The organism is Bradyrhizobium sp. 27S5, assembly GCF_037217225.1.
Taxonomy (GTDB): domain Bacteria; phylum Pseudomonadota; class Alphaproteobacteria; order Rhizobiales; family Xanthobacteraceae; genus Bradyrhizobium; species Bradyrhizobium septentrionale.
Map to the genome: position 1 here is coordinate 6,586,599 of NZ_CP147714.1, position 24,025 is coordinate 6,610,623.

Genomic DNA, 24,025 nt, shown 5'->3' on the forward strand with positions numbered 1-24,025 from the left:
ACGATCCCGGCTATTCTAAAGCATGATCCGGAAAAGTGGAAACCGGTTTTGCGGGCAGATCATGCTCAAAGAATGACGCGAAACGAAAGAACGAGATCAGTTGGCAGGCTTCCGCAGCAGCGGCTCGCCGCATTTGATCCGCGTTCCCTCCGCGACATTGTCGCAGAATTCGAAATTGCCGGGCGCGAGCACGATGATGGTCGAGCCGTGCTCGAACCAGCCGAGCTCATCGCCCTTCTTGACATGTGCGTCGCAGGGGAAATCGACCGGCCCCCGCGACTGCGCGTTCAGCGTGATGTCGAGGAAATGCAGGCGAAGGCTCGCCACCAGGATGGCGGCGACCGGAACCAGCGTCAGCGCCTCGCCGGTCGCAAGCTTCCCGCGCAGCACCGCGCGCTCGTTCTTGCAGAACAGACGCTCGATCCGCTTCAGCGCGATCGGATTGACGTTCCAGACGTCGCCATGAATGAACGTCACCTTGTCGATCGCAAGATCATAGGGCGCGTGGAAGCGGTGATACATGCTCGAGGTCAGCCGCAGCGTGACGAAGCGGCCGTTCTTGTGCTGCTCGACCAGCGCGGGATCGCCGAGGAGATCGAGCAGCGAATAGGGCGCGCCCTTGACCTGGAACAATTGGGTGTCCTCGATCCGGCCGTGCGCGCCGATGATCGCGTCCGACGGGCTCGCGATGATAGCAGGATCGGCCGCCGCCGGTCGCAGGCCGGGCTTCAGCTCGCGGGTGAAGCAGTCATGCAGGCTCTTGAACTCGGTCTTCTTCGCCTCCGACAGATCGAGGTCGGAAAACAGCTTCCAGCAGGCGATCGAGGCGTCGCGCACCAAGGGGTTCTCGACCTTCGAGAACCGGCCCATGAAGCGGGTCAGCGCCGCCCGCGGAATCCGGTTGGTGAGCAGGAAATTGAGGTCCTCCTGCTGGGTGAATGCCGAGATCAGGCCCTTGACTGTCATGAATTTGTTAGGTGCCGAGGCTAGCGCTTCTGTCATGGAAACATCCCTTCCGATTCTCTCGCTGTCCGCCGCCGCGCTCGCCGGCGCCGCCGCCGCGTTCCCCAAAGTCAAAGCCCGGCTTGCCCTGTCGCGCGCCAAGCACCGCTCGCTGACCGGGCATTCCAAGATGTCCAAGATGGTGGCGCGGCTGGTGCCGCACTACGAATTCGACATCGACGCGTTCTTCCGCTCCGACGGCGCGCCCGCCGAGGTCGCGATGCAGCGCCAGGACGGCTTCTTCCGGCTCGCCGGGGTGTACCAGGACCGCTACCCCAAGGGCCGCGCGCTCACCGCCGAGGTGACGGAGCGCATCTCCGATCTGCAGTTCACCGAAACCTACCGGGTGCCGTTCCCGTACAGCCGCCTGGTGCGCGAGCATCTCAGCACCTCGGCCTTCGTGCAGGCCTCCAGCGGCGTCACCGTGACCGATCTCGACGGCAATCAGTTCTACGACCTGACCGGCTCCTACGGCGTCAACATCTTCGGTAACGACTTCTACAAGGAGTGCATCACCGAGGGAGAGAAGCGGGCGCACGCGCTCGGTCCGGTGCTCGGCCCCTACCACCCTGTTATTGCCGACAACGTCAAGCGCCTCTGCGAGATCTCCGGCCTCGACGAGGTCTCGTTTCACATGTCCGGCACCGAGGCCGTGATGCAGGCGGTGCGGCTTGCGCGCTACCACACCAAGCGGACCCATCTGGTCCGGTTCGCCGGCAGCTATCATGGCTGGTGGGGCGAGGTGCAGCCCGGCGTCGGCAATCCGGTGTCGCCGCACGAGACCTTCACGCTCGCCGACATGTCGGAGAAGACGCTGCACGTGCTGCGGACGCGCAAGGACATCGCCTGCGTGCTGGTCAACCCGCTCCAGGCGCTGCATCCGAATGCCAACGCGCCCGGCGATTCCGCGCTGGTCGACAGTTCGCGCTCCTCCCGATACGACCGCGCCGCCTATACCGCATGGCTGAAACAGCTGCGCGAGGTCTGCACCGAGCGCGGCATCGTCCTGATCTTCGACGAGGTGTTCGTCGGCTTCCGGCTCGCCGCCGGCGGCGCCCAGGAATATTTCGGCGTCAAGGCCGACATGGCGACCTACGGCAAGAGCCTCGCCGGCGGCCTCCCGGTCGGCGTGGTGTGCGGCCGCAAGGATCTGATGCGGCGCTTCCGCGACGACCGGCCGGCCGACATCTGCTTCGCCCGCGGCACCTTCAACTCGCATCCCTATGTGATGACGGCGATGGACGAGTTCTTGAGCCGGCTCGCCAGCCCGAACTTCCGCTCGATCTACAACGGGTTGGACGAGACCTGGAACGGCCGCGCCAAGGCGCTCAACGACCGCCTCGCCGCCCAGGGCCTGCCGGTTCGCGTCGGCAACATCTCGTCGATCTGGACCGTCTATTACACCGAGCCGTCCCGCTACAACTGGATGCTGCAATACTATCTGCGGGCCGAGGGGCTGGCGCTGAGCTGGGTCGGCACCGGCCGCCTGATCTTCAGCCTGAACTACACCGACGCCGACTTCGGCGAGGTTGCCGACCGCTTCGTCGCGGCCGCCGAGAAGATGAAGCGTGACGGCTGGTGGTGGCACAAGGAAGGCCTCACCAACAAGAACATCAAGCGGCAGATCCTGAAAGAGATGGTCGCCGTGAAGTTCGGGCGCTGAGACTGCGCACCGCTCTCGCGCTGCCTCGCCCCGCCGCTGTCCTTCCTTCACCTCTCCCGCTTGCGGGGGAGGTCGGATCGCATCGGACGATGCGATCCGGGTGGTGGCTCTCTCCCCACAAAGATTATCGCAAGCGGTGACACCCCCACCCCAACCCTCCCCCGCAAGCGGGAGAGGGAGCGCAGCGCCGTCGCGACGAGCAGTTCGGCCTAGTCTCTTCACAGGTGTCCCAAGAGGTAGATGCCCGGGACAAGCCCGGGCATGACGCATATCGGAAAGATGAGGGATCAACGATCAGGCGTGCTTGACGTGCTTCTCGAGGCCCGGATCGATCAACTCGCCCTTCATCAGGAACAGCGGCGCCTTGTGATAGAGCTTCAGGTCGTTGAAGGGGTCGGTGACGATCTTGGTCATCCAGACGAGGCCGGTCTCGATATCGCGGATGAAGAACAGATGGATGGTACGGAACAAGAGGCCGCCGATGCCGACGAAGAGCCAGACCTTGGCCACCTGGCGGGTGAAGTCGCCCATCGTGACCCAGGGCTTGAACAGGCCGAACAAGGTCGGATCGAAGTACAGCACCATCGGCGACAGCGCCCAGATCGCCATCAGCACGACCTTGCGCTGCAGGTTGTAGCCGACCTTGATGTCTTCCTTGTGCTCGTGGGTCGCCTGATTGACGTGGTCATAGCCCTTCGGCTCGAAGAAGAAGTGACCGGCCTGGCGCGAGGTCATCGAGACCAACCAGCCGACCAGCGCCGACACCACCGGATCGAAGAAGAGCATCACATAGGCGAACAGGAAGCTCAGCGCGCTGACGAAGTGCAGGCTCTGGTTGATCCGGCTGTGATGGTAGAAGCGGTGGTCATCCCAGCGCTGGGTACGGAGCTCTTGCAGGAAGTTCTTGATCATTGGTTCCCCCAACATCTTTCGGGACTGGATTTACAGGGATTCGATGTAGCGCGTGTGACATCATCATAATGACATATGACAATGCGGAGCGACGCCTTGACGCAACCGGAGAAGGGTCTCGCCTCATCCCGAACAGGTTCACAGGGATGAGGCGAAAGATATTGGTGCCTCCCGGCTCGGGCCGCGCTGTGCGCGACCTCACCCGGCAGGATCGAGGCTTAGCCCGCCTGGGCTGCCTCAGGCCGCCTTATCAGGCCGCCTTGGCGACGTCGGCCTTGCGGAAGCGGACCAGCGAGAAATGGCCGAGCGGCGGAATCAGGCGGCGTTCCGCGAGCTCCATGCCGCGCGCGCCGGCGAGCCACTTGGTGTAGCGCGACCAGGCGAATTCGGCGGTCCGGAACCCGAGCGGGCGCACCACCGGCTGCAGCTTCTGCTCGATGAAGCGGCGGACGCCGGCATCGGCGCTGACCCGGGTCAGGATGATCAACTCGCCGCCCGGACGCACCACGCGGGCGAACTCGTCGAGCGCGGCTTCCGGGTTCGGCACCGCCGACAGCACGTACTGCGCCATCACCACGTCGAACGAATTGTCGGGGAATTCGAGCTTCTCGGCGTCCATCACCGCGAGGCCCTCGACATTCTTCAGGCCCTGCTCGGCAACCCGCTTCCTGGCCTTGTCCAGCATCGCTTCCGAGATGTCCGTGCCGAAGATGCGGACGTTCTGGCTATAGAGCGGCAGCGAGATGCCGGTGCCGACGCCGACCTCGAGCACGCGGCCACCGATCTTGTTGGTGGCCTGGATCGCAGCCTGCCGGCCCTTGCTGAACACGCCGCCAAACACGAGGTCGTAGATCGGCGCCCAGCGGTCATAGGCCTGCTCGACCGTCTCGCGGTCGAAGTCCATGGAACGGTCAGCACCCAGCTTGATGATTTCAGCCATAGATAGTTTCTCGTCTCTCGTTCGGTTGAGCTGTTAATTCGGAACCGCACTGCGGCCGGCAACGCGGCGGGCGGGCCGCGGCGCGCGGCTCGGCTGCAACGTGGCCAGATTGCCGATGAACTGACGCGCACTGTTTTCCCAGGAACGCTCCAACGCAAAACTGCGGCAGTCTGCGCGCGACATCGTCAGCGCGCGCAGGCAGGCGGCGCGCAGGTCGTTGTCGATCGCGCCGATCGGATGATCGGCGATGACATCCTTCGGGCCGGTGACCGGGAACGCGGCGACCGGCGTGCCGCAGGCCAGCGCTTCGAGCTGCACGACGCCGAAGGTGTCGGTCAGGCTCGGGAACACGAAGACGTCGGCGGCGGCGAGGTGCGAGGTCAGATCCTGGCCCTTCTTCTCGCCGAGGAAGATCGCGTCGGGATATTTCTGCTGCAATGCTGCGCGTTGCGGACCGTCGCCGACTACGACCTTGGAGCCCGGCAGGTCGAGCGACAGGAAGGCGTCGAGGTTCTTCTCGACCGCGACGCGGCCCATGGTCATGAAGATCGGCCGCGGCAGATCGAGGGTGGCCGGCTGGTCCGGATTGAATATCCCTGTGTCGACGCCGCGGGTCCAGAAGCCGAGCCTGCGGAAGCCGCGCTCGGCAAGCTCTGACCGCAGCGAGTCGGTCGCGACCATCGTCATCGAACCGGCAGCATGGAAATGCCGCAGCACCGCGTAGCCGACGCTGTCCGGAATGCCGGTGCGCACCGAGACATATTCCGGAAAGCGCGTGGTGTAGGACGTGGTGAAGGCGAGCTTGTTGCGCTGGCAATAGCCGCGCACCGCCCAGCCGATCGGCCCTTCGGTCGCGATATGGATCGCCTCGGGCGCCGCCTCCTCGATCCGGCGCGCGATCTCGCGGCGGTTCGGCAGCGCCATCCGCAGGCCCGGATAGGTCGGCACGCCGACCGAGCGGAAACCGTCGGGGGTTAAGAATTCGATGTCGGCGCCGAGCCCGGCTGCGCTGCGCGCAAGCGACGTCAGCGTCCGGACCACGCCGTTAACTTGTGGATGCCAGGCATCGGTCGCAACGAGAATGCGCATCGCAGGAGATCCAAATCGTTAATCTTGATTCTGCTCGCACGACGTTCTGACATGGATGTTTCAAACGTATGACGTCATCGAAATGTTAGGTTGTTTTTCACGGCAAACCGCCGGTTTTTCGTGTATCGTGACAGTGAGATGTCAGAGCAGAGTGAAAATCCAGGCACCACGCGCCGCAGGCTCCGGCGACGAAACTCGTCGCTGCTGATCCTTGCGACCGGCATGCTTGTGTTCGGCCTCGCCGCCGGCGCGCTGTTCTACGGGCTGCGTCCGGTGACGCTCTCGATCGCGGTCGGCCCGACCGGCAGCGAAGACGTCAAGCTGATCCAGGGCTTCGCACAGGCCTTCACGCATGACGGCAGTGCGGTGCGGCTGAAGCCGGTCACGACGCAGGGCTCCGCCGAAAGCATCGCGCTGTTCACCGCCAACAAGGTCGACCTCGCGGTGGTACGCGGCGATCTCGATTTGCCTGCGAGTGCGGAGTCGGTTGCGATCCTGCGCAAGAACGTCGTCGTGCTGTGGGCGCCCTCGGGCGGCAAGGGCAAGCGGCGATCCGCGAAGATCAAGAGCATCGACGATCTCGCCGGACACAAGGTCGGCGTGGTCGGCAGCACCCCGGCCAATGTCACGCTGCTGCGCGTGATCCTGACCGAGTCCGGCGTCAACCCCGACAAGGTCGCGGTCAGCCAGTTCAAAGCCAACCAGATCGCCGACCTCGCGCGCGATCCCTCGCTCGACGCCTACATGACGGTCGGCCCGCTCGACAGCAGGATCACGTCGGATGCGATCACGGCGACGGCGGCCGCGCGCGGCGAGCCGGTATTCCTCCCGATCGATGTCTCGGAAGCCATTGCACAGAAGCATCCGCGCTACGAATCCGAAGAGATCGCCGGCAGCATCTTCTCGTCGTCGCCGGCGCGACCGGAAGACAAGGTCGAGACCGTCAGCGTCAATCACCTCATCATCGCGCAGCATCGGCTGGACGACGCCACGGTCGGCGCGCTCGACCGGCAATTGTTCACGCTGCGGCTTCAGGTCGCGCGCGATCTGCCGGCGGCGTCCAAGATCGAGAAGCCCGACACCGACAAAGATGCCGCGCTGCCGGCTCATCAAGGCGCGGCGGCCTATATCGACGGCACCGAGCGCACCTTCCTCGAAAAATACTCCGACTACATCTGGGGCGGCATCCTGCTGATCTCCGGCCTCGGCTCGGCCGGCGCCTGGCTGCGCCACTACATGAAACGCGAGGAGCGCGAGCACTACATCACCCATCGCGACAATCTGCTGACGCTGATCTCGCGGGTGCGCGGCGCCGAGACGACGGAGGAGCTCGCGGCGATGCAGAGCGATGCGGACGCGCTGTTGCGCGAGGCGCTCGATTGCTATGACGACGGCGCGATCGAGGAAGGCGATCTCTCGGTGATCGGACTGACGCTCGAGCAATTCCACCACGCCGTCACCGACCGCCGCGCCGCGATCAACGGTGACCGGCCGGGCCTGCCGAGGATGCGCGCCGGCTAGGCGCGCGCACGCCGATTGCACCGAGAGCAATGTGCACCGAGAGCAATGTTTGGATTGCGCGTGCATGCGCGCGTGGCCATGTTGAGTGCGACCACAACGCTCCGCACGACACCATGATGATCGCCTCCGCCATGACAGACATGCCCGCGCCGTTCGTGCTCACCGTTGCCGTCGCCGGCGTGTTCCTGATCGCCTTCATGAAGGGCGCGTTTGGCGGCGGCTTTGCCATCGTCGGCATCCCGCTGCTCTCGCTGGCGATGGATCCGATCGCGGCGGGCGCGCTGCTGGCGCCACTGTTCGTCGTCATGGACATCACGGCGCTGCGGTTCTGGCGCCCCAGCACCTGGTCGCGCACGGACCTCGCGATGCTGCTGCCGGCGCTCGTGATCGGCATCGGCCTCGGCTATTTCGTGTTGCGCGATCTCGACCGGCATGCCGTCGAGATTGTGATGGGACTGGTGACGCTGGTGTTCGCCGCGCTGTGGTTTCTCGGCGGCGGCGAGATCAAGCCGCGCCCGCGCTCGACGATCAAGGCGACCTTCGCCGGCCTGTCCTCCGGCGTCACCACGATGGTGGCGCATTCGGGCGGACCGCCGCTGGCGATCTATCTGCTGCCGCTCGGCATGTCGAAGACGCTTTACGCCGGCACCACCAGTCTGTTCTTCACGGTCGGCAACCTGCTGAAGGCCGGTCCGTGGCTCGTGCTCGCCACGCCCTCGCGCGGCCTGTGGATGCTGATGGTGCTTTGCGTGCCGGCCGTGCCGGTCGGCGTCTGGGCCGGTTGGCGGCTGCACGAACGCCTCGACCAGCGCGCGCTCTACCGCGCCTGCTACGCCATTCTGGTCATCACCGCGGCCAAACTGCTGTGGGACGGATTGGCCGGCTACATCCACCCCTGAGGTCTTGCCGTCGCTCCCGGCAACCCGCCCTTAACCGTTCGACGAAACACGGACGAAACAAATCCCTAACGGCACGAAACCATTTTGGCGATTTCGTGCAAACGTCCTGAAACGCCTGATCTGTACTTGTTTGACCCAACGACGCGCCGGAACTGGCGCGCAGGGCGCAAACAACAGGGGTCGACAATGTTCAATTCCATCAAGCTGAACGCACGTCTCGCTGCCGCCGCCTTCGGTGCGCTGGCGATCGGTACCGTCGCTTTCTCGAATTCCGCCGCGGCCGCGCCGCTGCCGATCTTCCCGTTCATCCTCACGCCGCCGACCGAGGCGGTGCAGCCGCCGGTGCGGTCGATGCCGCAGGTGCAGGAGGAAGACCGTTCCGTTGAATTGCCTGCCCGCCTGCGCCGCCAGGTCGTGACCTATCCGACCCGCGAGGCGCCTGGCACCATCATCATCGATACCCCGAACACCTATCTCTACCTCGTGCTCGGCAACGGCCAGGCCATGCGCTACGGCATCGGCATCGGCCGCGACGGTTTCACCTGGTCGGGCACTCAGACCATCACCAAGAAGTCGGAATGGCCGGATTGGACCCCGCCCCCGGAGATGATCGCCCGCCAGCCCTATCTGCCGCGCCACATGGCCGGCGGCCCCGGCAACCCGCTCGGCGCCCGCGCCATGTATCTCGGCGGCACCATCTACCGCATCCACGGCACCAATGCGCCGGAGACGATCGGCACCCGCGTCTCCTCGGGCTGCCTGCGCCTGACCAATGAAGATGTCTCCGACCTCTATTCGCGGGTCAGCGTCGGCACCAAGGTGATCGTGCTGCCGATGACGGACCGCCGCGCCGACCTCGGCTCGGCCACCCGCTAAGCCGGACATATCGAGACATCGACAACGGCCCCGGTGCCACGCCGGGGCCGTTGTCGCGTTCATCATCGTTAACCTCCGTGGCGATCGCTTGGCGATCTCTGGCCGCGACCTGCTTCCGCCCCCGAACCAGCTTGATCCGGCCACACTGGCGCCCTGCTCGGGGGGCCTGTACAACCCGTCAAAGTTGATTTTCATCTGGGGGAATGATGCGTCTACCGATGCATCCAAGGACGATAGCGCTCGGGATCACGGTGGTGCTGATCTCGTTCGTAATCAGCCTGAAGGCGATGGATTGGCTGGCGCCGAGCGCCACCGTGCCGTCGCCGCAGCTCACGCAACTGCCGCCGCTGCCGCAGGCGCCACGCTCCTCGACGGTCGTGGCGCAGGTCTCGGTCGCGCTGTCGGCGATCCGCGACGCCGCCGAACGCGGCGCGCCAAAGACCTTTGGCGGCAAGGCCGACAATCCGGTGCAGCAGATCCTGCAAAATGCCGATATCGGCTGGACGGCGTCGCGCGGGCCGATCGCGGCCACCGGCGCGCAGGACGTGCTGACGCTGACGACCCCGATCAGCGGGACGCTCAAGGTTACCGGTTCGCTGTCAGCGCAGGCGACCGGCGCGGTCAGCAACGCACTCGGCAGCCTGCTCGGTGGCAATGTCGCCAAGCAGATCGGCGCGGTGAACATCAAGAACGTCAACGCCAACGCCGAGATCAAGGGCAGCGTCACCCTGACCTCGCGGCCGAAGCTCGGTGCGTCCTGGCGGATCGAGCCGAACCTGCAGGCGCAGGTCAATCTCGGCGACACCAGCCTGTCGGCCGCCGGCGTCCGCATCAGCGTGCCGGCCCAGGTCAAGCCGGTGATCGACAAGGCGGTCGCCGACCAGATTTCCGCGGTCGAGGCGCGGCTGCACAACGACCCGGTGTTCCAGAACAGCGCCCGCGCGCAATGGACCAACGCCTGCCGCTCGATCCCGCTGCAGGGCACCGGCGGCACCTCGTCGATGCCGCCGATGTGGCTCGAGCTGAAGCCGATCCGCGCCATCGCCGCGCAGCCGAAGGTCGATGCGTCCGCGATGATCCTCACCATGGGGATCGAGGCCGAGACGCGGATCACGGAGACGCAGACCACCCCGAACTGCCCGTTCCCGGACAAACTCTCGATCGTGCCGCCGATGCCGAGCCAGGTCGCAGTCGGCCTGCCGGTCGACATGTCCTTCACCACGCTGACCCAGCTCGTGGAGGCGCAGCTCAAGGGCAAGACCTTCCCCGAGGACGGTTCCGGCGCGGTCGACGTGACCGTCAAGAGCGCGAGCATCGCCGCCTCCGGCGACCGGCTGTTGATCTCGCTCCTGGTGCACGCCAAGGAAAAGACCAGCTGGTTCGGCCTTGGCGCCGAGGCGACCGTGTACATCTGGGGCCGGCCGCGGCTCGACCAGCAGGCGCAGACGCTGCGGCTGGCCGACGTCGAACTGGCGGTCGAATCCGAGGCCGCGTTCGGCCTGCTCGGCGCCGCCGCGCGCGCGGCGATCCCGCACCTGCAGCAGGCGCTCGCCGACCGCCTGGTCGTCGACCTAAAGCCGTTCGCGAGCAACGCGCAACGCAAGATCGCCGCCGCGATCGCCGATCTGCAGAAGAACGAGGAAGGCATCCGCGTCGACGCCGAGGTCAACAGCATCCGGCTCGCCGGCATCGAGTTCGATTCGAAGACGATCCGGGTCATCGTGGAAACCGACGGCACCATCAAGGCCGCCGTCACCGCGCTCCCGGCGCTGTAGTTAGATCGTCGGATAGCAGCCAAGAAGGGATTGCGCTCCCTCTCCCGCTTGCGGGGGAGGGTTGGGGTGGGGGCTCTCTCCACTGTTCAACCGGCATGATTCCCGACATTTTGGACCGGCATGATCCCCGACAGTTTGGGTTAAGCGGTCTGTTCGCCCGGTTCGCGCAGCCCCTCACGAGGCGGAGCGAACCGGGTGAACAGGCCGCGGCGGTCGATGAGACCGACGTCGAGGTCGCAGAAGCGGACGACGTGGTCACCGGTATCGAGTTCGGCGATGCCGACAAGTTCGTTCACCAGCGCCTGACCGATAAAGACGAACTTGCCTTTCCATTTAATCTCCCCATTGCCGCGAACACGGCGGGCCTGGTGATCGGCGTCATACCAGGGGTCTTGCTCGCGATCCGGCATGGTGCGTTGAGATGCTCGATAGGCGTCCTCCGGCGGCCGTTGGCCCAGCGCTTCGTGAGGACGTTCCTTATTGTAATGCTCTCGGAAGGCGTCAAAGCGGGCCTGTTGCTCGGACGCATTATCTGCCGGTGGGCTCGATGTTTGCGCCTTCAAGGTGCGATGCATGCGCTCATGGCGACCGTTCTCCTGCGGCGAGGCCGGACGGATGAAGTGCGGCGTAATGCCGAGCTTCAGCCACCAGACCGACAATGTGGTGAGACCGCCGGCGCCGCGCGAGCCGAACGGCGAACCATTGTCGCAGCGGATTGCCCGCGGCAGGCCATGCTCGCGGAAAGCCCTCTCGAAGCGGGGGCGGACGCCCTCGGTCGTCGGTGCGACGATCTGCAGTTCGATCAGGAAGCGACTGTGGCTGTCAGCCACCGTCAACGGATCAATCCGGCACTGGTCGCGGGTGCGGAACCAACCCTTGAAGTCCACGCTCCACTCGTCGTTCGGCTCCTGCACCGGCGTGCAGGGACGCCGCTGGTCGAGCGGACGGCGGCGGCGCTTCACCGGCGAGATCAGCCCCGCGCGCTTGAGAATGCTCCCAATCGTCGACGCCGCCGGCCAATCGATCTCCGGCGCCTGGCGGTCAAGCAGGGCGAGCAGCTTGCGCGGTCCCAGATAGGGAAAGCGCTGCCGAGCCGCGATCACCTTCTCTGCAATCGCCGCATCGGTCGTTTGTCGGCATTGCTGCGGCGCGTGCGAACGGTCCCTGAACCACTCCGGATCGCCGCTCTGCTTCCGCTGGCGCCATGCGTAAAACGTGTCGCGGCAGATACCGTGACGGCGGCACAACTCCGACACGCTCCAGTTCCCGCTCTCGTACTCCATAAGCATCCGGATACGCTCTTCCATCCGACTGGTCTCTCTGAACGGCATCGTCGGGCCCTCCCGCCGATGCTTCTAGAAACCTGTCGGCAATCATGCCGGTCTAAACTGTCGGGTATCTATCCGGTCTGTACCCACGAGTCATGGCGTGGAGAGAGCCCCCACCCGCCGCGCTCCGGACGACGCTTTGCGTCGCTCGTCGCGCGCCGACCTCCCCCGCAAGCGGGAGAGGTAGATCGAGACCGCTGCTCGACCGATCTAATCCAGAACGTCCCGCACTGGGTCGCGGATCCGGGTGATCCACCCGTCCTCCGCATGCCCAAAAAGTCGTCTTTGCGACAGGTTGCCGCACCAGATAGAAGGTGCCCCGTGGAAGCAACCCTCCAAGTAACTCGAACGAAAAATCAGGGAGAAAACACGATGAAATCGCTCTTGGCCGCAGCAGCGGCCGGCCTCGCGTTGGCGGCCTCCGGCACCGCGGCCAACGCCCAGATCTCCGACGACGTTGTCAAGATCGGCGTCCTCACCGACATGTCGAGCCTTTATGCGGACGCCACCGGCAAGGGCTCGGTCGCAGCCGTCGAGATGGCGGTCGCCGATTACGGCGCCAAGGTGAAGGGCAAGCCCGTGCAGGTGGTCGTCGCCGATCACCAGAACAAGCCCGACGTCGGCGTCAACATCGCACGCAACTGGTATGACAATGACAAGGTCGATGCGATATTCGACGTGCCGACCTCCTCGGTCGCGCTGCCGATCTCGGCGCTGACGCGCGAGAAGAACAAGATCCACATCAACTCCGGCGGCGGCTCCTCCGACATCACCGGTACTGCCTGCTCGCCCAACACGGTGCACTGGACCTACGACACCTACGCGCTGTCGAACGTCGCCGGCAAGGCAATGGTCAAGCGCGGCGAGGACACCTGGTTCTTCGTCACCGCCGACTACGCCTTCGGCATGGCGTTGGAGCGCGATGCCGCCAACGTCGTCAAGGAAAGCGGCGGCAAGGTGCTGGGCGACGTGCGGCATCCGCTCAACTCGTCGGACTTCTCGTCGTTCCTGCTGCAAGCGCAGGCCTCGAAGGCAAAGGTCGTGGCGCTGGCGAATGCCGGCGGCGACACCACCAACGCGCTGAAGCAGGCCTCCGAGTTCGGCCTGACCCAGGGCGGCCAGAAGATGATCGCGCTGCTGCAGGAGATCACCGACACGCATTCGCTCGGCATCAAGGCCACCCAAGGCCTGATCGTCACCGACGCCTTCTACTGGGACATGAACGACGAGACCCGCGCCTTCTCGAAGCGCTTCAACGAGAAGGTCGGCCACATGCCGACCATGATCCAGGCCGGCCTCTATTCGGCGACCATGCATTACCTGAAGGCGATCGAGGCAATCGGCACCGACGAGGCGCCGAAGGTGATGGCCCAAATGCGCGCCACGCCGGTCAACGACTTCTTCGCCAAGAACGGCCATATCCGGATCGACGGCCGCATGGTGCACGACATGTACCTGTTCGAGGTCAAGAAGCCCGAGGAATCCAAGGGCGAGTGGGACCTCTACAAGCTGATCGCCACCGTGCCCGGCGACGAAGCCTTCCGCCCGCTCGACAAGGGCGGCTGCCCGCTGGTGAAGTCGAACTAGAGCGTTTTCGAGCGAAGTGGACGCCGGTTCGCGTGAAGAAAACGCGTCAAAAAAAAGCTAGAGCTTCGGTTCTGATTCAAATCAGAACCGAAGCTCTAGACGCCATCGCGAATTCGTGGGGAGCGGCTTTGCGTGCGCCTACGAACCTTCGAACTTGAATGAGACTTTCATCTTGGCACGGTAGGCTTCGACCTTGCCCGCGGCGTCCAGTTGCAGATCGAGCTCAACGACCTCGGCGACGCGCAAATCGCGCAGGGACTCTCCGGCCCTGCTGACCGCCGCTGCGGCCGCCTTTTCCCAGGAGTCCTTGCTGGTACCGATCAGCTCGATAACCTTGTAGACGCTCTCAGCCATGTCGTCCTCCCGTTGTTGTCAGACAGGACGCAAACGCTCCTGCCGCGACCAGCCTAACATCGGGATTTCCGGGCTGATAGGATGCGCCGCACCAATCAGCGTGCAGGGCGGCGCGCCGGCACCGTGCAGAACTTCGACCACGCGATCACCGGGACCGCGCAATCGATCCGCTTCGTTTTGAAAGCGCTAGCTCTATCGGCCTGCACGACGCGCACCGTGGCGCGGCACATGGACAACGCCGATGCCGCTCTCCTGGGCCTGAAGCGCCTGCAGCACTGCGGGCGGCTCCAGTACCAGTTTTGCCGCCGGCGTCGGCGCGCCGTTATTGAGCACGTCGCGATAGGGATAGAGCGCCTGGTAGGCGGCCGGCTCGGAGATTGCAGCCTGGGCCGAGGCCGCCGTCGCCGTGACGGCCGACAGCGCCAGGGCCAGCGCGATGGTTTTGAACGTGGTTCCGACGTGGGAAATCCTGGTGGTCATGGTAATGCTCCCGCGATTTGCATCGCATACGATTAACTCGTTCGCGCTTGATAAAGGCAGCGCGCGAGCCGACTTCAAGTATCCCGATTTAATCGGATGCGATTTATTCGGGCGCGGGGCTTCAAATATCCGTGTGACCCGGCAGGCTATGCGCGGCAGGCAAGGCTGCTGTGTTTGCGCGGCGTCGCTGGCGCCGAAGTCGCGTCAGCCGGCATGCTGGTGATCGCATCAGCAGATCCGGGCAAAATCGGATTCAACGCACGGCAGGCTTGCCGGTCGCGTGCACGAGCATTCAAGCTTCGCGCTTGGAGACGTCCGGCCGATGCACGACGCCAATTCCCGCTGCTGCCGGAATTGTGCATGCAACCGCCCGCCGATGAGAACCTTGCAACGAGATGCTTTCGGCAGCACCGATGCACTGCTTTCGAAGCCGGTCAAATTCGAGCCGGATCGGACAAGCGGCCGAGGTTGGCAGGGTTTAACATCCGCGCCATAGTGAATGGCTATCGTGATCGTGAGCCAAGTGGAGTGAGCCATGGACGTGCAAGCCTCTGGTAACGAAAACCAAAGCACGCCCGAGCCGGCACCTGCACCAGGCCAAGAGAATCCGCCTGCGAATCCGCACGCCGCGACGCGCACGCCGGCCATCATCGTCGGTGTCATTGCTGCCATCATCGTTGCGCTGTCGATCTATTATCTGCTGCGGCCGGAACCGCTGCTGGTGCAGGGTGAGGTCGATGCCACGCGGCTCGATATCGCCGCGCGCGTCGACGGACGGGTCAAGGAGATTCCGGTCGAGCGCGGCCAGAACGTCACCGCAGGCGCCGTGCTGGTGCGCATCGACAATCCGGAAACCCTTGCAAAACAAGACCAGATGCGCGCGGCCAAGGCGGTCGCCGACGCCCAGCTCGCCAATGTGCTGGTCGGCACGCGGGCCGAGACCATCGCTGCGCGCAAGGCCGAGATGGAGCGCGCGGAGGCAGCCCAGGTGCTGGCGCAGAAGACCTTCGATCGCGCCAAGACGCTGACGGAGCAAGGCAACGCGCCGCAGGCGCGTCTCGACCAGACCACCGATGCGCTGCATGAAGCCGAGCGCGGGCTCGATCAGGCCAAGTCGGCCTATGAGCAGGCGGTCAACGGCTACACCAAGGAAGAGCGCGCGATCGCGAAAGCCAATGTCGAGAAGGCCGAAGCGGACATTCAGAGTGTCAAATCGGTCATTGATCAGCTCGCGGTCTACGCGCCGGTCGCCTCGCAGGTCTATCAGCGCAATGTCGAGCCGGGCGAATATGTCTCGCCGGGCGTGCCGCTGGTGACGCTGATCGATCTCGGCGATCTCTGGATCCACTTCGATCTGCGCGAGGATCTGGTCAAGGGCCTCAAGGTCGGCGACAGATTCGACGTCCGCATTCCCGCGCTCGACGACCGTCTTGTCACCGTCGAGGTCAAGCTGATCGCAACCCAGGGCGAGTATGCGAGCTGGCGGGCGACGCGCGCCACCGGCGATTTCGATTTGCGGACATTCTCGATCCGCGCCTACCCGGTGCAGCCGGTGCCCGAATTGCGTCCGGGCATGAGCGCCTATCTCGACTGGCGGTCGCGCCAATGAGGCTGGCATCGAAGCCGGGATTCTGGCTGGTCGCGCAACGCGAATGCCTGTGGCTGTTCCGCGATCGCGTCGCGCTGCTGTTGATTTTCGGCGTGCCGCTGTTCGCGTTCGTGGTGCTCACCACCGTGTTCAGCCAGCCGGTGATCCGCGGGCTCGGCGTCACCATCGTCGACGCCGACAAGTCGGATACCTCGCGCGCATTGATGCAGCATGTCGCGGCCTCGCCAAGCTTGCGCATCGTCGACGATTCCGGATCGCTGTCGACCGCGGTGCAGGACATCCGGTCCGGCAAGGCGATTTCGGCGATCTTCATCCCGCCGAATTTCGAGCGCGACCTGAAGGCCGATCGCCGTCCGCAGTTGGTCGGCTTCTACAACCAGCAGTTCCTGACCGCGGCCGGCATCGCCTCCTCGGGGCTGAGCGATGCGCTGACCGCCGCCGCGAACGCGGCAGCTCCCGCCAGGCGCGCGGCACCGGCGCCGTCCTCGATCGGCACGCTGAGCGCGGAGACCATCGCGCTGGTCAATCCGCAGAAGAACTACGCGCAATTCCTGCTGCGCGCGCTACTGCCGACCATCATCCATGTCGTGATCACGCTCGCCGCGGGCTATTCGGTCGGCTCCGAATTCCGCCGCCGCAATGCGCGGGAGTGGCTCGCAAGCGCCGGCGGCGATCCGATCGCCGCGTTGGCCGGCAAGCTAGCGCCGCTGTTTGCGATCTTCGTCGTGATCATGCTGGCCCAGCCGCTGGCGCTGGAGGGCGTGCTGCAGATCCCGTTCAAGGGCGACGCGCTGCTGATGATCGCCGCCGCCTCAATCCTCATCATCGCCTATCTGTCGGTCGGCGCGCTGCTGCAGCTTCTGGTCGGCGATCTCGCGACCGGATTGGGACTTGCCGGCCTGATCGCCTCGCCTGCGTTCGGCTACGCCGGCGTCGGCTTTCCCACCATCGGCATGAATACGTTTGCGCAGGTCTGGAGTGCGATCCTGCCGCTGCGCTGGTACATGGCGGTGCTGATGGGACAGGCGGCGCGCGGGTTGCCGGCAACGGAATCCGCTGTTCCCTTCGCCGCGCTCGCCGGTCTCGCGCTGCTGTTTGCCGGCCTCGCCTGGTTGCGGATGGCGAGCCTGACGCGCAGGGGCTGGTTTGCGACAGAGCGACCGGCCGAACCGCCGGTCAGCGAACAGACATCGCCAGGCGTCGGCGGCGCCTTCATCGGGGAGTGGCGGCGCGTGCTCGGAACGCGCAGCGCCTTCACCCTCCTATTCATCGCCCCGCTGATCTACGGCATCTATTATCCGCAGCCCTATCTGAACCAGATCCTGCGCAAGCTGCCCATTGCGGTCGTCGACAATGATCTCAGCGATCTCTCCCGCCAGATTGTCGAGACGCTCGATGCCAGCGGCACGTTGAGCGTGACGGTGCGCGCTCGCACGCTTGCGGAGGCGCGCACCGCGATCGACCGCGGCGATGCGTTTGCCGCGGTGCAGATCCCGCCCGGTACCGAACGCGACGTGCTCAAGGGCATCACCGCCCACATTCCGGTCTACGCCGACGCCACCTATCTGTTCGTCTTCAGATCGACCGCAAGCGGCGTCGCCACCGCGATCGGCACGCTGACATCGGAGCTGGTGTCGCGCGGCGGCCGCGCCGACGGCAGCCTGGTCAAGGCGAAGCTCGCGAGCCTCAGCCCATCTGACGTTCTGCTGCAACCGATCTTCAACCCGGTCGGCGGCTATGCGAGCTACATCGTCCCGGCGGCATTCATCCTGATCCTGCAGCAGACGCTCCTGATCGGAGCGGCGATGCTGACCGGCACCGCGCTGGCCAGCGGCCGCGGCGCGTTCGCCGGCGTATTCGGGCGCGGCATCGCCCATCTGACGATCTATTTGCCGGCGCTCGCGCTCTATCTGATCGTGCTGCCACGCATCTACGGTTTCTCGACGCTTGGCCATCTGCCGCAGATCTTTGCGCTGGCGACCGTCTTCCTGCTGGCGACGAGTTTTATGGGACAGGCGATCGGCGCCTGGTTCACGCGGCCGGAAAACGCCACCATCCTGCTGCTGGCGACCAGCCTGCCGCAATTCTTCACCGCCGGCTTTGCATGGCCGCGCGAGGCCATCCCCGCTGCGGCCACCGCGCTGGGCCGGCTGTTTCCGGCCGACTCCGCGATCGACGGCCTCGTGCGCATTAACCAGCTCGGCGCCAGCATCTGGGAGGTCTCGCATGACTGGCTCGGACTGTGGTGTTTGGCGCTGGGCTATTTCGCACTCGCCGTGATCTCCGCGCTGGTGTTCAAGAGAGGACAGCAACATGCCCAACGCTAGGCGCATCGCCCTGATCGCGGTCCCGCTTGTGCTCGTCGCGGGCGCGCTGATCTATTCCGAGAAGCGCGCGAGGTCGTCCCCCGCAACCGTCGGTGTCGTCCGCTCGACCGAGGTCAGGGTCGAGCCGGAGGTGAACGGCCAGCTGGTATCGATCGCGGTCGAGAAAGGCGCGCGGGTGCATGCAGGCGACGTTCTGGCGAAGCTCTCCGCGGTCGAGTTGACCGCGCAGGCCGACCAGGCGCGGGCCGCGCTCGCCGCTGCCGTCGCAAGCCGCAACAACGTCTATGCCGGCGTTCGCCGCGAGCAAGTCGATTCCCTGCAGGCGGCCATCTCCAAGGCCAAGTCGCGCCTCGAATATGTCGAGGTCCAGCTCAAGCGGATCACCACGTTAGCGAGCCAGAGTTTTGAAACCCAGCAGGCACTCGACCAGGCGGTAAATGACGTTGCCGCGGCACGCGCCGGCGTGGCGGCAGCCCAGGCCAATTACGACGCCGCGGTGGCCGGGCCGACCAAGGAGGAGCGCGCCATCGCCGACGCGCAGGTGCAGGCGGCCGCGGCCGCCGTCGCGGTGCTCGAGCGCCGGCTCGACAAGATGGTGTTGCGCGCGCCGGCCGACGGCGTGGTCAGTGTCATCGCTGCGGAAGTGGGCGAGAACGTTCGCGCGGGCCAACCGATCCTGATGGTCGCGGCGGCCGGCAAGCAATGGCTGTCGTTCAACGTGCGCGAGGATCATCTCGACGGCCTTGCGATCGGAAAGACCGTGAACGTGATCCGGAATGCCGCCGCCGGCGCCACCAAGGCCGCCATCACCGAATTGCGGCCGCTCGGCACCTTCGCCACCTGGCAGGCCGAGCGCGTGATCGGCGATCATGACCGCAGCACGCTGCGGCTGCGTCTCGATCTCGCCGGCGCTGCGGAAGGCCTCGAGCCCGGCATGACCGTCCGGATCGAGCGATGAAGCGCGCGACGCTCGGCCCCGAACCGCGGTGACGTGCGCGTCGCCGCGATGCATTTCAAAAGCTTTTGTCGGCCCACCCCGCCCGACAGTCATCCAGCTGTCAGGAGATTGAGACAAGAAGACAGCAGCGTCGAACGGCTCGGCCCTTGTGGCACTCGACCCGACGCTACACCAAAGATGGAGGCGTGGCCGTGAAGCACATTCGTTCAGGACGGAAAGTACATCTTGCAGCGATGCTGTTCGGTGCGGCGGCTTTGGCGATGCTCCCGCCATCGATCGCGTCAGCGCAAACCACGTCAGTGCCGGCCGGCAACAAGCCGTTCCTGACCCTCGATGGAAAGCCGCCGCTCGTCATCGGGCATCGCGGCGTGCCGGGCCTGGTGCCCGAGGAGACCGAGGCATCGTATGAGCTCGCCGCCGATCTCGGAACGGACGCGCTCGAAGAGGACCTGCACCTGACCAGGGATTGCGTGCTGGTGGCGCGTCACAACCCCTGGCTCGGCGACAATACCAATGTTGCCGAGGTGGCGAAGACCAATGCGGCGGTTGCGGCCCGCAAGCGCACGGCGCCGGGTGTCCGTCTCAAGCCGAACTGGAGCCAGCCTCCCACCGGCGGGCCGGCCGAATTCCCCACCGACCTGATCGATCCGGCCGATCCCAAATCGGTGCTGAAAGCGCTGATCGTCGACGGCGATGACCATACCAATGACTGGTCGATCACCGACTTCACCATGGCCGAGCTGAAGGACTGGATCGCCGGCACTACCTATGATGCGGCCAACGAAAGGCCGAAGCTGTTCAACGGCAAATTCCCGATCATCAGTTTCCAGGACGTCATCGACATCGCCAAGGCCAAGAGCAAGGCTGTGGGGCGTCCCATCATGGTCTATCCGGAGACCAAGAATCCGACCTGGAACAATGCCCAGGCCATCGCCAATGGCTGCGGCGCGCCCGGCAGCCGCCCGCTCGAGGATGCCCTGATCAAGATCATCAGGGATAACGGCCTCAACGCAAAGGACGCTCCGATCATCGTTCAGAGCTTCGAGCCCGGCAGCCTGAAATACATGCGCAGCCACGGGCTTCAGACGCGGCAGGTCCAGCTGATGGACGGCAACGGTGTCGACTTCAATACCGGCAAGGTCCTGCTGAACAACATCGCCACGTCCCGTCCGTACGACTGGACGGTTGCGGGCGACTCGCGCGGCTTCGATGCGATGCTGACCCCTGAGGGCCTCGCGGAGATCAAGACCTATGCCGACGGCATCGGTCCGTGGAAGGCGTATATCGTTCCGTTGAAGATCTCACCCTGGAAAGACCGCAACGCCGACGGCAAGCCCTACAAGGGATCGACGCCGGAGGCCTCGACGCAGGAAGCAACCAGCGTCATTGCCGATGCGCACAAGCTCGGCCTGTTCGTGCATGTCTTCACCTTCCGGAACGAGAAGAAATATCTGGCGGCCGACTATCGCGGCGATCCGGGCCTGGAATACCTGAAGTTCTTCCGTCTCGGCGTCGACGGGGTCTTCACCGATTTCACCCACACCGGCGTTGCCGCCCGCGCGGCCTATCTCCGCGAACTGGGCTGGTGACGCCGGCCATGCGAAGGCCGCGGATGCATATCGTGCAGCACCGCGGTCACACGTTCATCTGAAAGCGATACTGTCCGGCCTGTGGCCGATGGCAAGGCGCGACGGAAGGGCCTCGCGCTCCGGCTCCTGAGCGCGGCCGGACGGGTACACAACCTCCGCCTCACTTCCCCTTGAGCGCCAGCGCGCTGGTCAGGTCGCCGAGCGGCTTCTGACCATGAGCGGCGATCGCAGCGTCGCGCACGGTGATGCCGTGCAGCGTCGGCAGTTCGAAGCGGCGCGTGATGAAGCGCAGGATCGATGTCGTGTCCATCGGCGTATGGTCGACAAAGCCGCGGCGCGCATAGGGTGAGACGATGATGGCCGGGATGCGCGAGCCAGGGCCCCAACGGTCGCCCTTGGGCGGCGCCACGTGATCCCACAGGCCGCCATTCTCGTCATGGGTGATGACGACCAGCATATGCGGCCATTGCGGGCTCTTCTCGAGATGCGCGACGACATCGGCGATATGGCTGTCGCCGGCCTGGATATCGGCATAGCCCGAATGCTCGTTGAGGTCGCCCTGCGGCTTGTAGAAGGAAACCTGCGGCAGCTTGCCGTCGTCGATCGCCTTGATGAACTCCTTGCCCGCCAGGCCGCCGTCAAGCAGATGCTCGGCACGGGCCGCGGTGCCCGGGGCGAAGCTCGCATAGTAATTGAGAGGCTGGTGGTGATACTGGAAGTTCGGCACCGGCGACTTGTTGCCATGGTCGAGCACATCCTGCCAGGCCCCGCCATACCAGGCCCACGTCACGCGCTTGAGGCTGAGCAAGTCTCCGATTGTCGGCTCGATCTGCGGCACAAGCGTCGTCGCATTCTTCGGATCCGCATAGGCCTTGTCGCCATCCTTCGCGGGGTCGTTGCCGCTCGGCTGATAGGGCGGCTGCATGGTGTTCACGGCGTAGAAATCAGGGGTGAGATTGCCGTCGCCGGCATATTTCGGAATGCCGTCCATCGCCGATTTCGGCGAGTTGGCGGCCTGCGTCAACGTCACGCCGTCGCGCTCGACAACGGAGATCGACGGCTTGGCGGGGTTGGTATCGGCACGGGGATAGTAAGGTACGCAGGCGCAGACCAGCCATTGATGGTTGAGGAAGGAGCCGCCGAAGGCCCCCATGAAGAAATTGTCGGCCAGCACATATTTCTCGGCCAGCTTCCACATCGCCAATTCCGATCCGTCCCAGAGGCTCATCACCAGGGCGCCCGAGTCGGCATGGGCGACGAATTTGTCGTTACGCCCGCCATTGATCTGCATCTGGTTCTGATAGAAGCGGTGCCAGAGATCGCGCGTGATGGTGCCGTAGCTCAGCTTGAAGCCCTTCGGGTCGTCAGCATAGAAGGGGCGATTGGGCAGATGCTCGGTCTCGGCCTGGGTGATCGGCGGCGTGACACCCTTGGCGGTCAGGCCTTCCCAGATCGGCGGCAACTCACGGAACGGCTTGCCGTCGCGATCGCGCTGGATCCGCGTCGAGGCGGACGCCCTGGCCGCGCCATTCGCGCCCGGAAAACTGCCGTAGAGATTGTCGAAGCTGCGGTTCTCCGCATAGATCACGACGACCGTGTCGATCAGCGCCAGATCGCCGGCGGCATCCTTCCTGGCGCCCGGACTGTCCCCGGCTGCCAGCACCGGACCGCACGCACCGATCAAGAAACTCGATGCAAAAACGACAACCGCCGATTTCGTTCGCATTCCAGCCCCCTGCACTCACCGGATTGTTGCTATCGTTCCGTTCGGTCTTCGTCATAGCCCAGACGCTCGGCAAAGGCACCTTCGGATCGCCATGACGATGTCCAGCCATAGGCGCGGTTTGCAACATGCGGATTAAGTATCGGGCTTTCGCGTCCGCGATCGTGCTGCTGGCTTTGGCCATCGGTCCCGGCCAGGCCAGGCAGGAAATGTCGCGTGCCGAGGCGCGCCGGTTGGCCGAGCGGCTCAGCGCACTCGGTCAGGCCCTGTTCTTCGATCCATCTCTCTCGCCGTCCGGCAAGCTCGCCTGTTCATCCTGCCACGATCCCACCCACGGTTTCGGCCCGGCCAATGCCATGGCGGTGCAACTGGGAGGTGGCGACCTTCGTCAGCCAGGGGTGCGCGCCGTCCCCTCCCTGAAATATCTGCAGGTGGTGCCGTCCTTCACCGAGCATTTCCATGATTCCGAGGACGAGGCCGACGAAAGCGTCGACAATGGCCCGACGGGTGGCCTCACCTGGGATGGGCGGGTCGACCGTGGTGCCGACCAGGCCAGGATTCCATTGCTCTCGGATTTCGAGATGGGCAATCGGAACAAGGCCGACGTGGCCCGCCGGGTGCTCGCCGCAGGCCACGGCAAGGCGATCGCGGCCATTGTCGGGCCCAAGAAGGCCGCCGATCCCGCCACCGTGTACAAGACGGCCCTCAAGGCACTCGAAGTGTATCAGCAGGACTATGTGTATCAGCAGGACTATCGGACTTTTTATCCCTATTCGAGCAAATATGACGCGGTGCTGGCCGGCAAGGCCGAACTCACGCCCGCGGAAGCGCGGGGGCTCGACCTGTTCAATGCAGCGAACAAGGGCAATTGCGCCTCCTGCCATATCAGCCGGCGGGGCAATGACGGCACCCCGCCCCAGTTCACCGATTACGGACTGATTGCACTCGGCGTGCCGCGCAATCCCGACATTCCCGCCAACAAGGACCCGGCCTATTTCGACCTCGGCCTCTGTGGACCCCTGCGCACGGATTTCCTGAAGCGCGAGGACTATTGCGGCCTCTTCCGTACCCCGACACTCCGCAATGTCGCGCTACGCCAGACCTTCTTTCACAACGGCGCGGTCCATTCCCTGCGCGACGCCGTGCGGTTCTATGTCGAGCGGGAAACCCGGCCCGAGCGTTGGTACCCGCGCAACGCCGAAGGCAGCATCGACAAATATGACGATCTGCCCGACAGGCCAAAGGCCAACGTCTGCATGGATCCGCCGTTTGACCGCAAGGCTGGAGATGAGCCAGCCTTGACGTCGGCCGAGATCGACGATGTCGTTGCCTTTCTCGGGACGCTGACCGACGGATATCAGCCGGCGAAGTGAAGGCTCACACCGAGCCCGGC

At 64.9% G+C, this 24,025-nt stretch carries 19 protein-coding genes; 11 read left to right on the forward strand and 8 right to left on the reverse strand.

What is annotated here, in order from left to right; translation table 11 throughout:
* Positions 1–96: 96 nt before the first annotated feature.
* A complete protein-coding gene (asd, locus tag WDM24_RS31150) occupies positions 97–966 on the reverse strand; it encodes an archaetidylserine decarboxylase (protein ID WP_338832474.1) in 870 nt (289 codons plus the stop codon).
* 34 nt (positions 967–1,000) lie between these two features.
* Between asd and WDM24_RS31155 the strand changes: the two genes are divergently transcribed.
* On the forward strand, positions 1,001–2,665 hold the full coding sequence (locus WDM24_RS31155) for an aminotransferase class III-fold pyridoxal phosphate-dependent enzyme (protein ID WP_338828483.1): 1,665 nt from the start codon (positions 1,001–1,003) through the stop codon (positions 2,663–2,665).
* A 294-nt stretch (positions 2,666–2,959) separates the two neighbouring features.
* Here WDM24_RS31155 and WDM24_RS31160 read toward each other — a convergent pair whose 3' ends face one another.
* The 3 genes from WDM24_RS31160 to WDM24_RS31170 form a co-directional block, all read right to left on the reverse strand.
* Entirely contained in the window at positions 2,960–3,577 is a 618-nt protein-coding gene (locus WDM24_RS31160) for a hypothetical protein (protein WP_338828484.1), read from the reverse strand.
* Between the two features lie 250 nt (positions 3,578–3,827).
* Entirely contained in the window at positions 3,828–4,517 is a 690-nt protein-coding gene (locus WDM24_RS31165) for a class I SAM-dependent methyltransferase (RefSeq protein ID WP_029078955.1), read from the reverse strand.
* Positions 4,518–4,550: 33 nt separating this feature from the next.
* A complete protein-coding gene (locus WDM24_RS31170) occupies positions 4,551–5,606 on the reverse strand; it encodes a glycosyltransferase family 1 protein (RefSeq protein ID WP_338828485.1) in 1,056 nt (351 codons plus the stop codon).
* Positions 5,607–5,744: 138 nt separating this feature from the next.
* On the opposite strand from WDM24_RS31170, the gene WDM24_RS31175 reads away from it, so the two are divergent.
* From WDM24_RS31175 to WDM24_RS31190, 4 genes are all read left to right on the forward strand, one after another.
* A complete protein-coding gene (locus WDM24_RS31175) occupies positions 5,745–7,127 on the forward strand; it encodes a TAXI family TRAP transporter solute-binding subunit (protein WP_338691330.1) in 1,383 nt (460 codons plus the stop codon).
* A 116-nt stretch (positions 7,128–7,243) separates the two neighbouring features.
* Positions 7,244–8,026: a sulfite exporter TauE/SafE family protein gene (locus WDM24_RS31180; RefSeq protein ID WP_414645778.1), complete on the forward strand. Its 783-nt coding sequence runs from the start codon at positions 7,244–7,246 to the stop codon at positions 8,024–8,026.
* Positions 8,027–8,212: 186 nt separating this feature from the next.
* A complete protein-coding gene (locus WDM24_RS31185; RefSeq protein WP_338828487.1) occupies positions 8,213–8,902 on the forward strand; it encodes a L,D-transpeptidase in 690 nt (229 codons plus the stop codon).
* A 206-nt stretch (positions 8,903–9,108) separates the two neighbouring features.
* Positions 9,109–10,677, forward strand: coding sequence for a DUF4403 family protein (locus WDM24_RS31190; protein ID WP_338828488.1), 1,569 nt, complete (start codon positions 9,109–9,111; stop codon positions 10,675–10,677).
* A gap of 140 nt (positions 10,678–10,817) precedes the next feature.
* Here the strand turns inward: WDM24_RS31190 and WDM24_RS31195 are convergent, their stop codons facing one another.
* Positions 10,818–11,984, reverse strand: coding sequence for an integrase core domain-containing protein (locus tag WDM24_RS31195; RefSeq protein ID WP_224496526.1), 1,167 nt, complete (start codon positions 11,982–11,984; stop codon positions 10,818–10,820).
* A 393-nt stretch (positions 11,985–12,377) separates the two neighbouring features.
* On the opposite strand from WDM24_RS31195, the gene WDM24_RS31200 reads away from it, so the two are divergent.
* Positions 12,378–13,592 (forward strand): ABC transporter substrate-binding protein, encoded by a 1,215-nt coding sequence (locus WDM24_RS31200; RefSeq protein ID WP_166214828.1) that lies wholly within the window; start codon positions 12,378–12,380, stop codon positions 13,590–13,592.
* 138 nt (positions 13,593–13,730) lie between these two features.
* Here WDM24_RS31200 and WDM24_RS31205 read toward each other — a convergent pair whose 3' ends face one another.
* Together WDM24_RS31205 and WDM24_RS31210 are read right to left on the reverse strand one after the other, a co-directional pair.
* Complete coding sequence (locus WDM24_RS31205) at positions 13,731–13,946, reverse strand: dodecin family protein (RefSeq protein WP_166304499.1); 216 nt, start codon at positions 13,944–13,946, stop codon at positions 13,731–13,733.
* Positions 13,947–14,138: 192 nt separating this feature from the next.
* Positions 14,139–14,426 carry a hypothetical protein gene (locus tag WDM24_RS31210; RefSeq protein WP_338828490.1) on the reverse strand — a complete coding sequence of 96 codons (288 nt, stop codon included), beginning with the start codon at positions 14,424–14,426 and terminating at the stop codon, positions 14,139–14,141.
* A 535-nt stretch (positions 14,427–14,961) separates the two neighbouring features.
* Here WDM24_RS31210 and WDM24_RS31215 point away from each other — a divergent pair.
* The 4 genes from WDM24_RS31215 to WDM24_RS31230 all read left to right on the forward strand — a co-directional run bounded on the left by WDM24_RS31215 (position 14,962) and on the right by WDM24_RS31230 (position 20,909).
* Positions 14,962–16,035 carry an HlyD family secretion protein gene (locus tag WDM24_RS31215; RefSeq protein ID WP_338828491.1) on the forward strand — a complete coding sequence of 358 codons (1,074 nt, stop codon included), beginning with the start codon at positions 14,962–14,964 and terminating at the stop codon, positions 16,033–16,035.
* Positions 16,032–18,362: an ABC transporter permease gene (locus tag WDM24_RS31220; RefSeq protein WP_338828492.1), complete on the forward strand. Its 2,331-nt coding sequence runs from the start codon at positions 16,032–16,034 to the stop codon at positions 18,360–18,362. The genes WDM24_RS31215 and WDM24_RS31220 overlap by 4 nt, the downstream gene beginning before the upstream one ends.
* Complete coding sequence (locus WDM24_RS31225) at positions 18,349–19,320, forward strand: HlyD family secretion protein (RefSeq protein WP_338691335.1); 972 nt, start codon at positions 18,349–18,351, stop codon at positions 19,318–19,320. Before WDM24_RS31220 ends, WDM24_RS31225 begins: the two co-directional genes overlap by 14 nt.
* 191 nt (positions 19,321–19,511) lie before the next feature.
* A complete protein-coding gene (locus WDM24_RS31230; RefSeq protein ID WP_338828493.1) occupies positions 19,512–20,909 on the forward strand; it encodes a glycerophosphodiester phosphodiesterase family protein in 1,398 nt (465 codons plus the stop codon).
* 160 nt (positions 20,910–21,069) lie between these two features.
* On the opposite strand, the gene WDM24_RS31235 is transcribed toward WDM24_RS31230, so the two are convergent.
* A complete protein-coding gene (locus WDM24_RS31235; RefSeq protein WP_338828494.1) occupies positions 21,070–22,635 on the reverse strand; it encodes an acid phosphatase in 1,566 nt (521 codons plus the stop codon).
* Between the two features lie 125 nt (positions 22,636–22,760).
* On the opposite strand from WDM24_RS31235, the gene WDM24_RS31240 reads away from it, so the two are divergent.
* Positions 22,761–24,005, forward strand: coding sequence for a cytochrome-c peroxidase (locus WDM24_RS31240; protein WP_338828495.1), 1,245 nt, complete (start codon positions 22,761–22,763; stop codon positions 24,003–24,005).
* Positions 24,006–24,025: the final 20 nt, after the last annotated feature.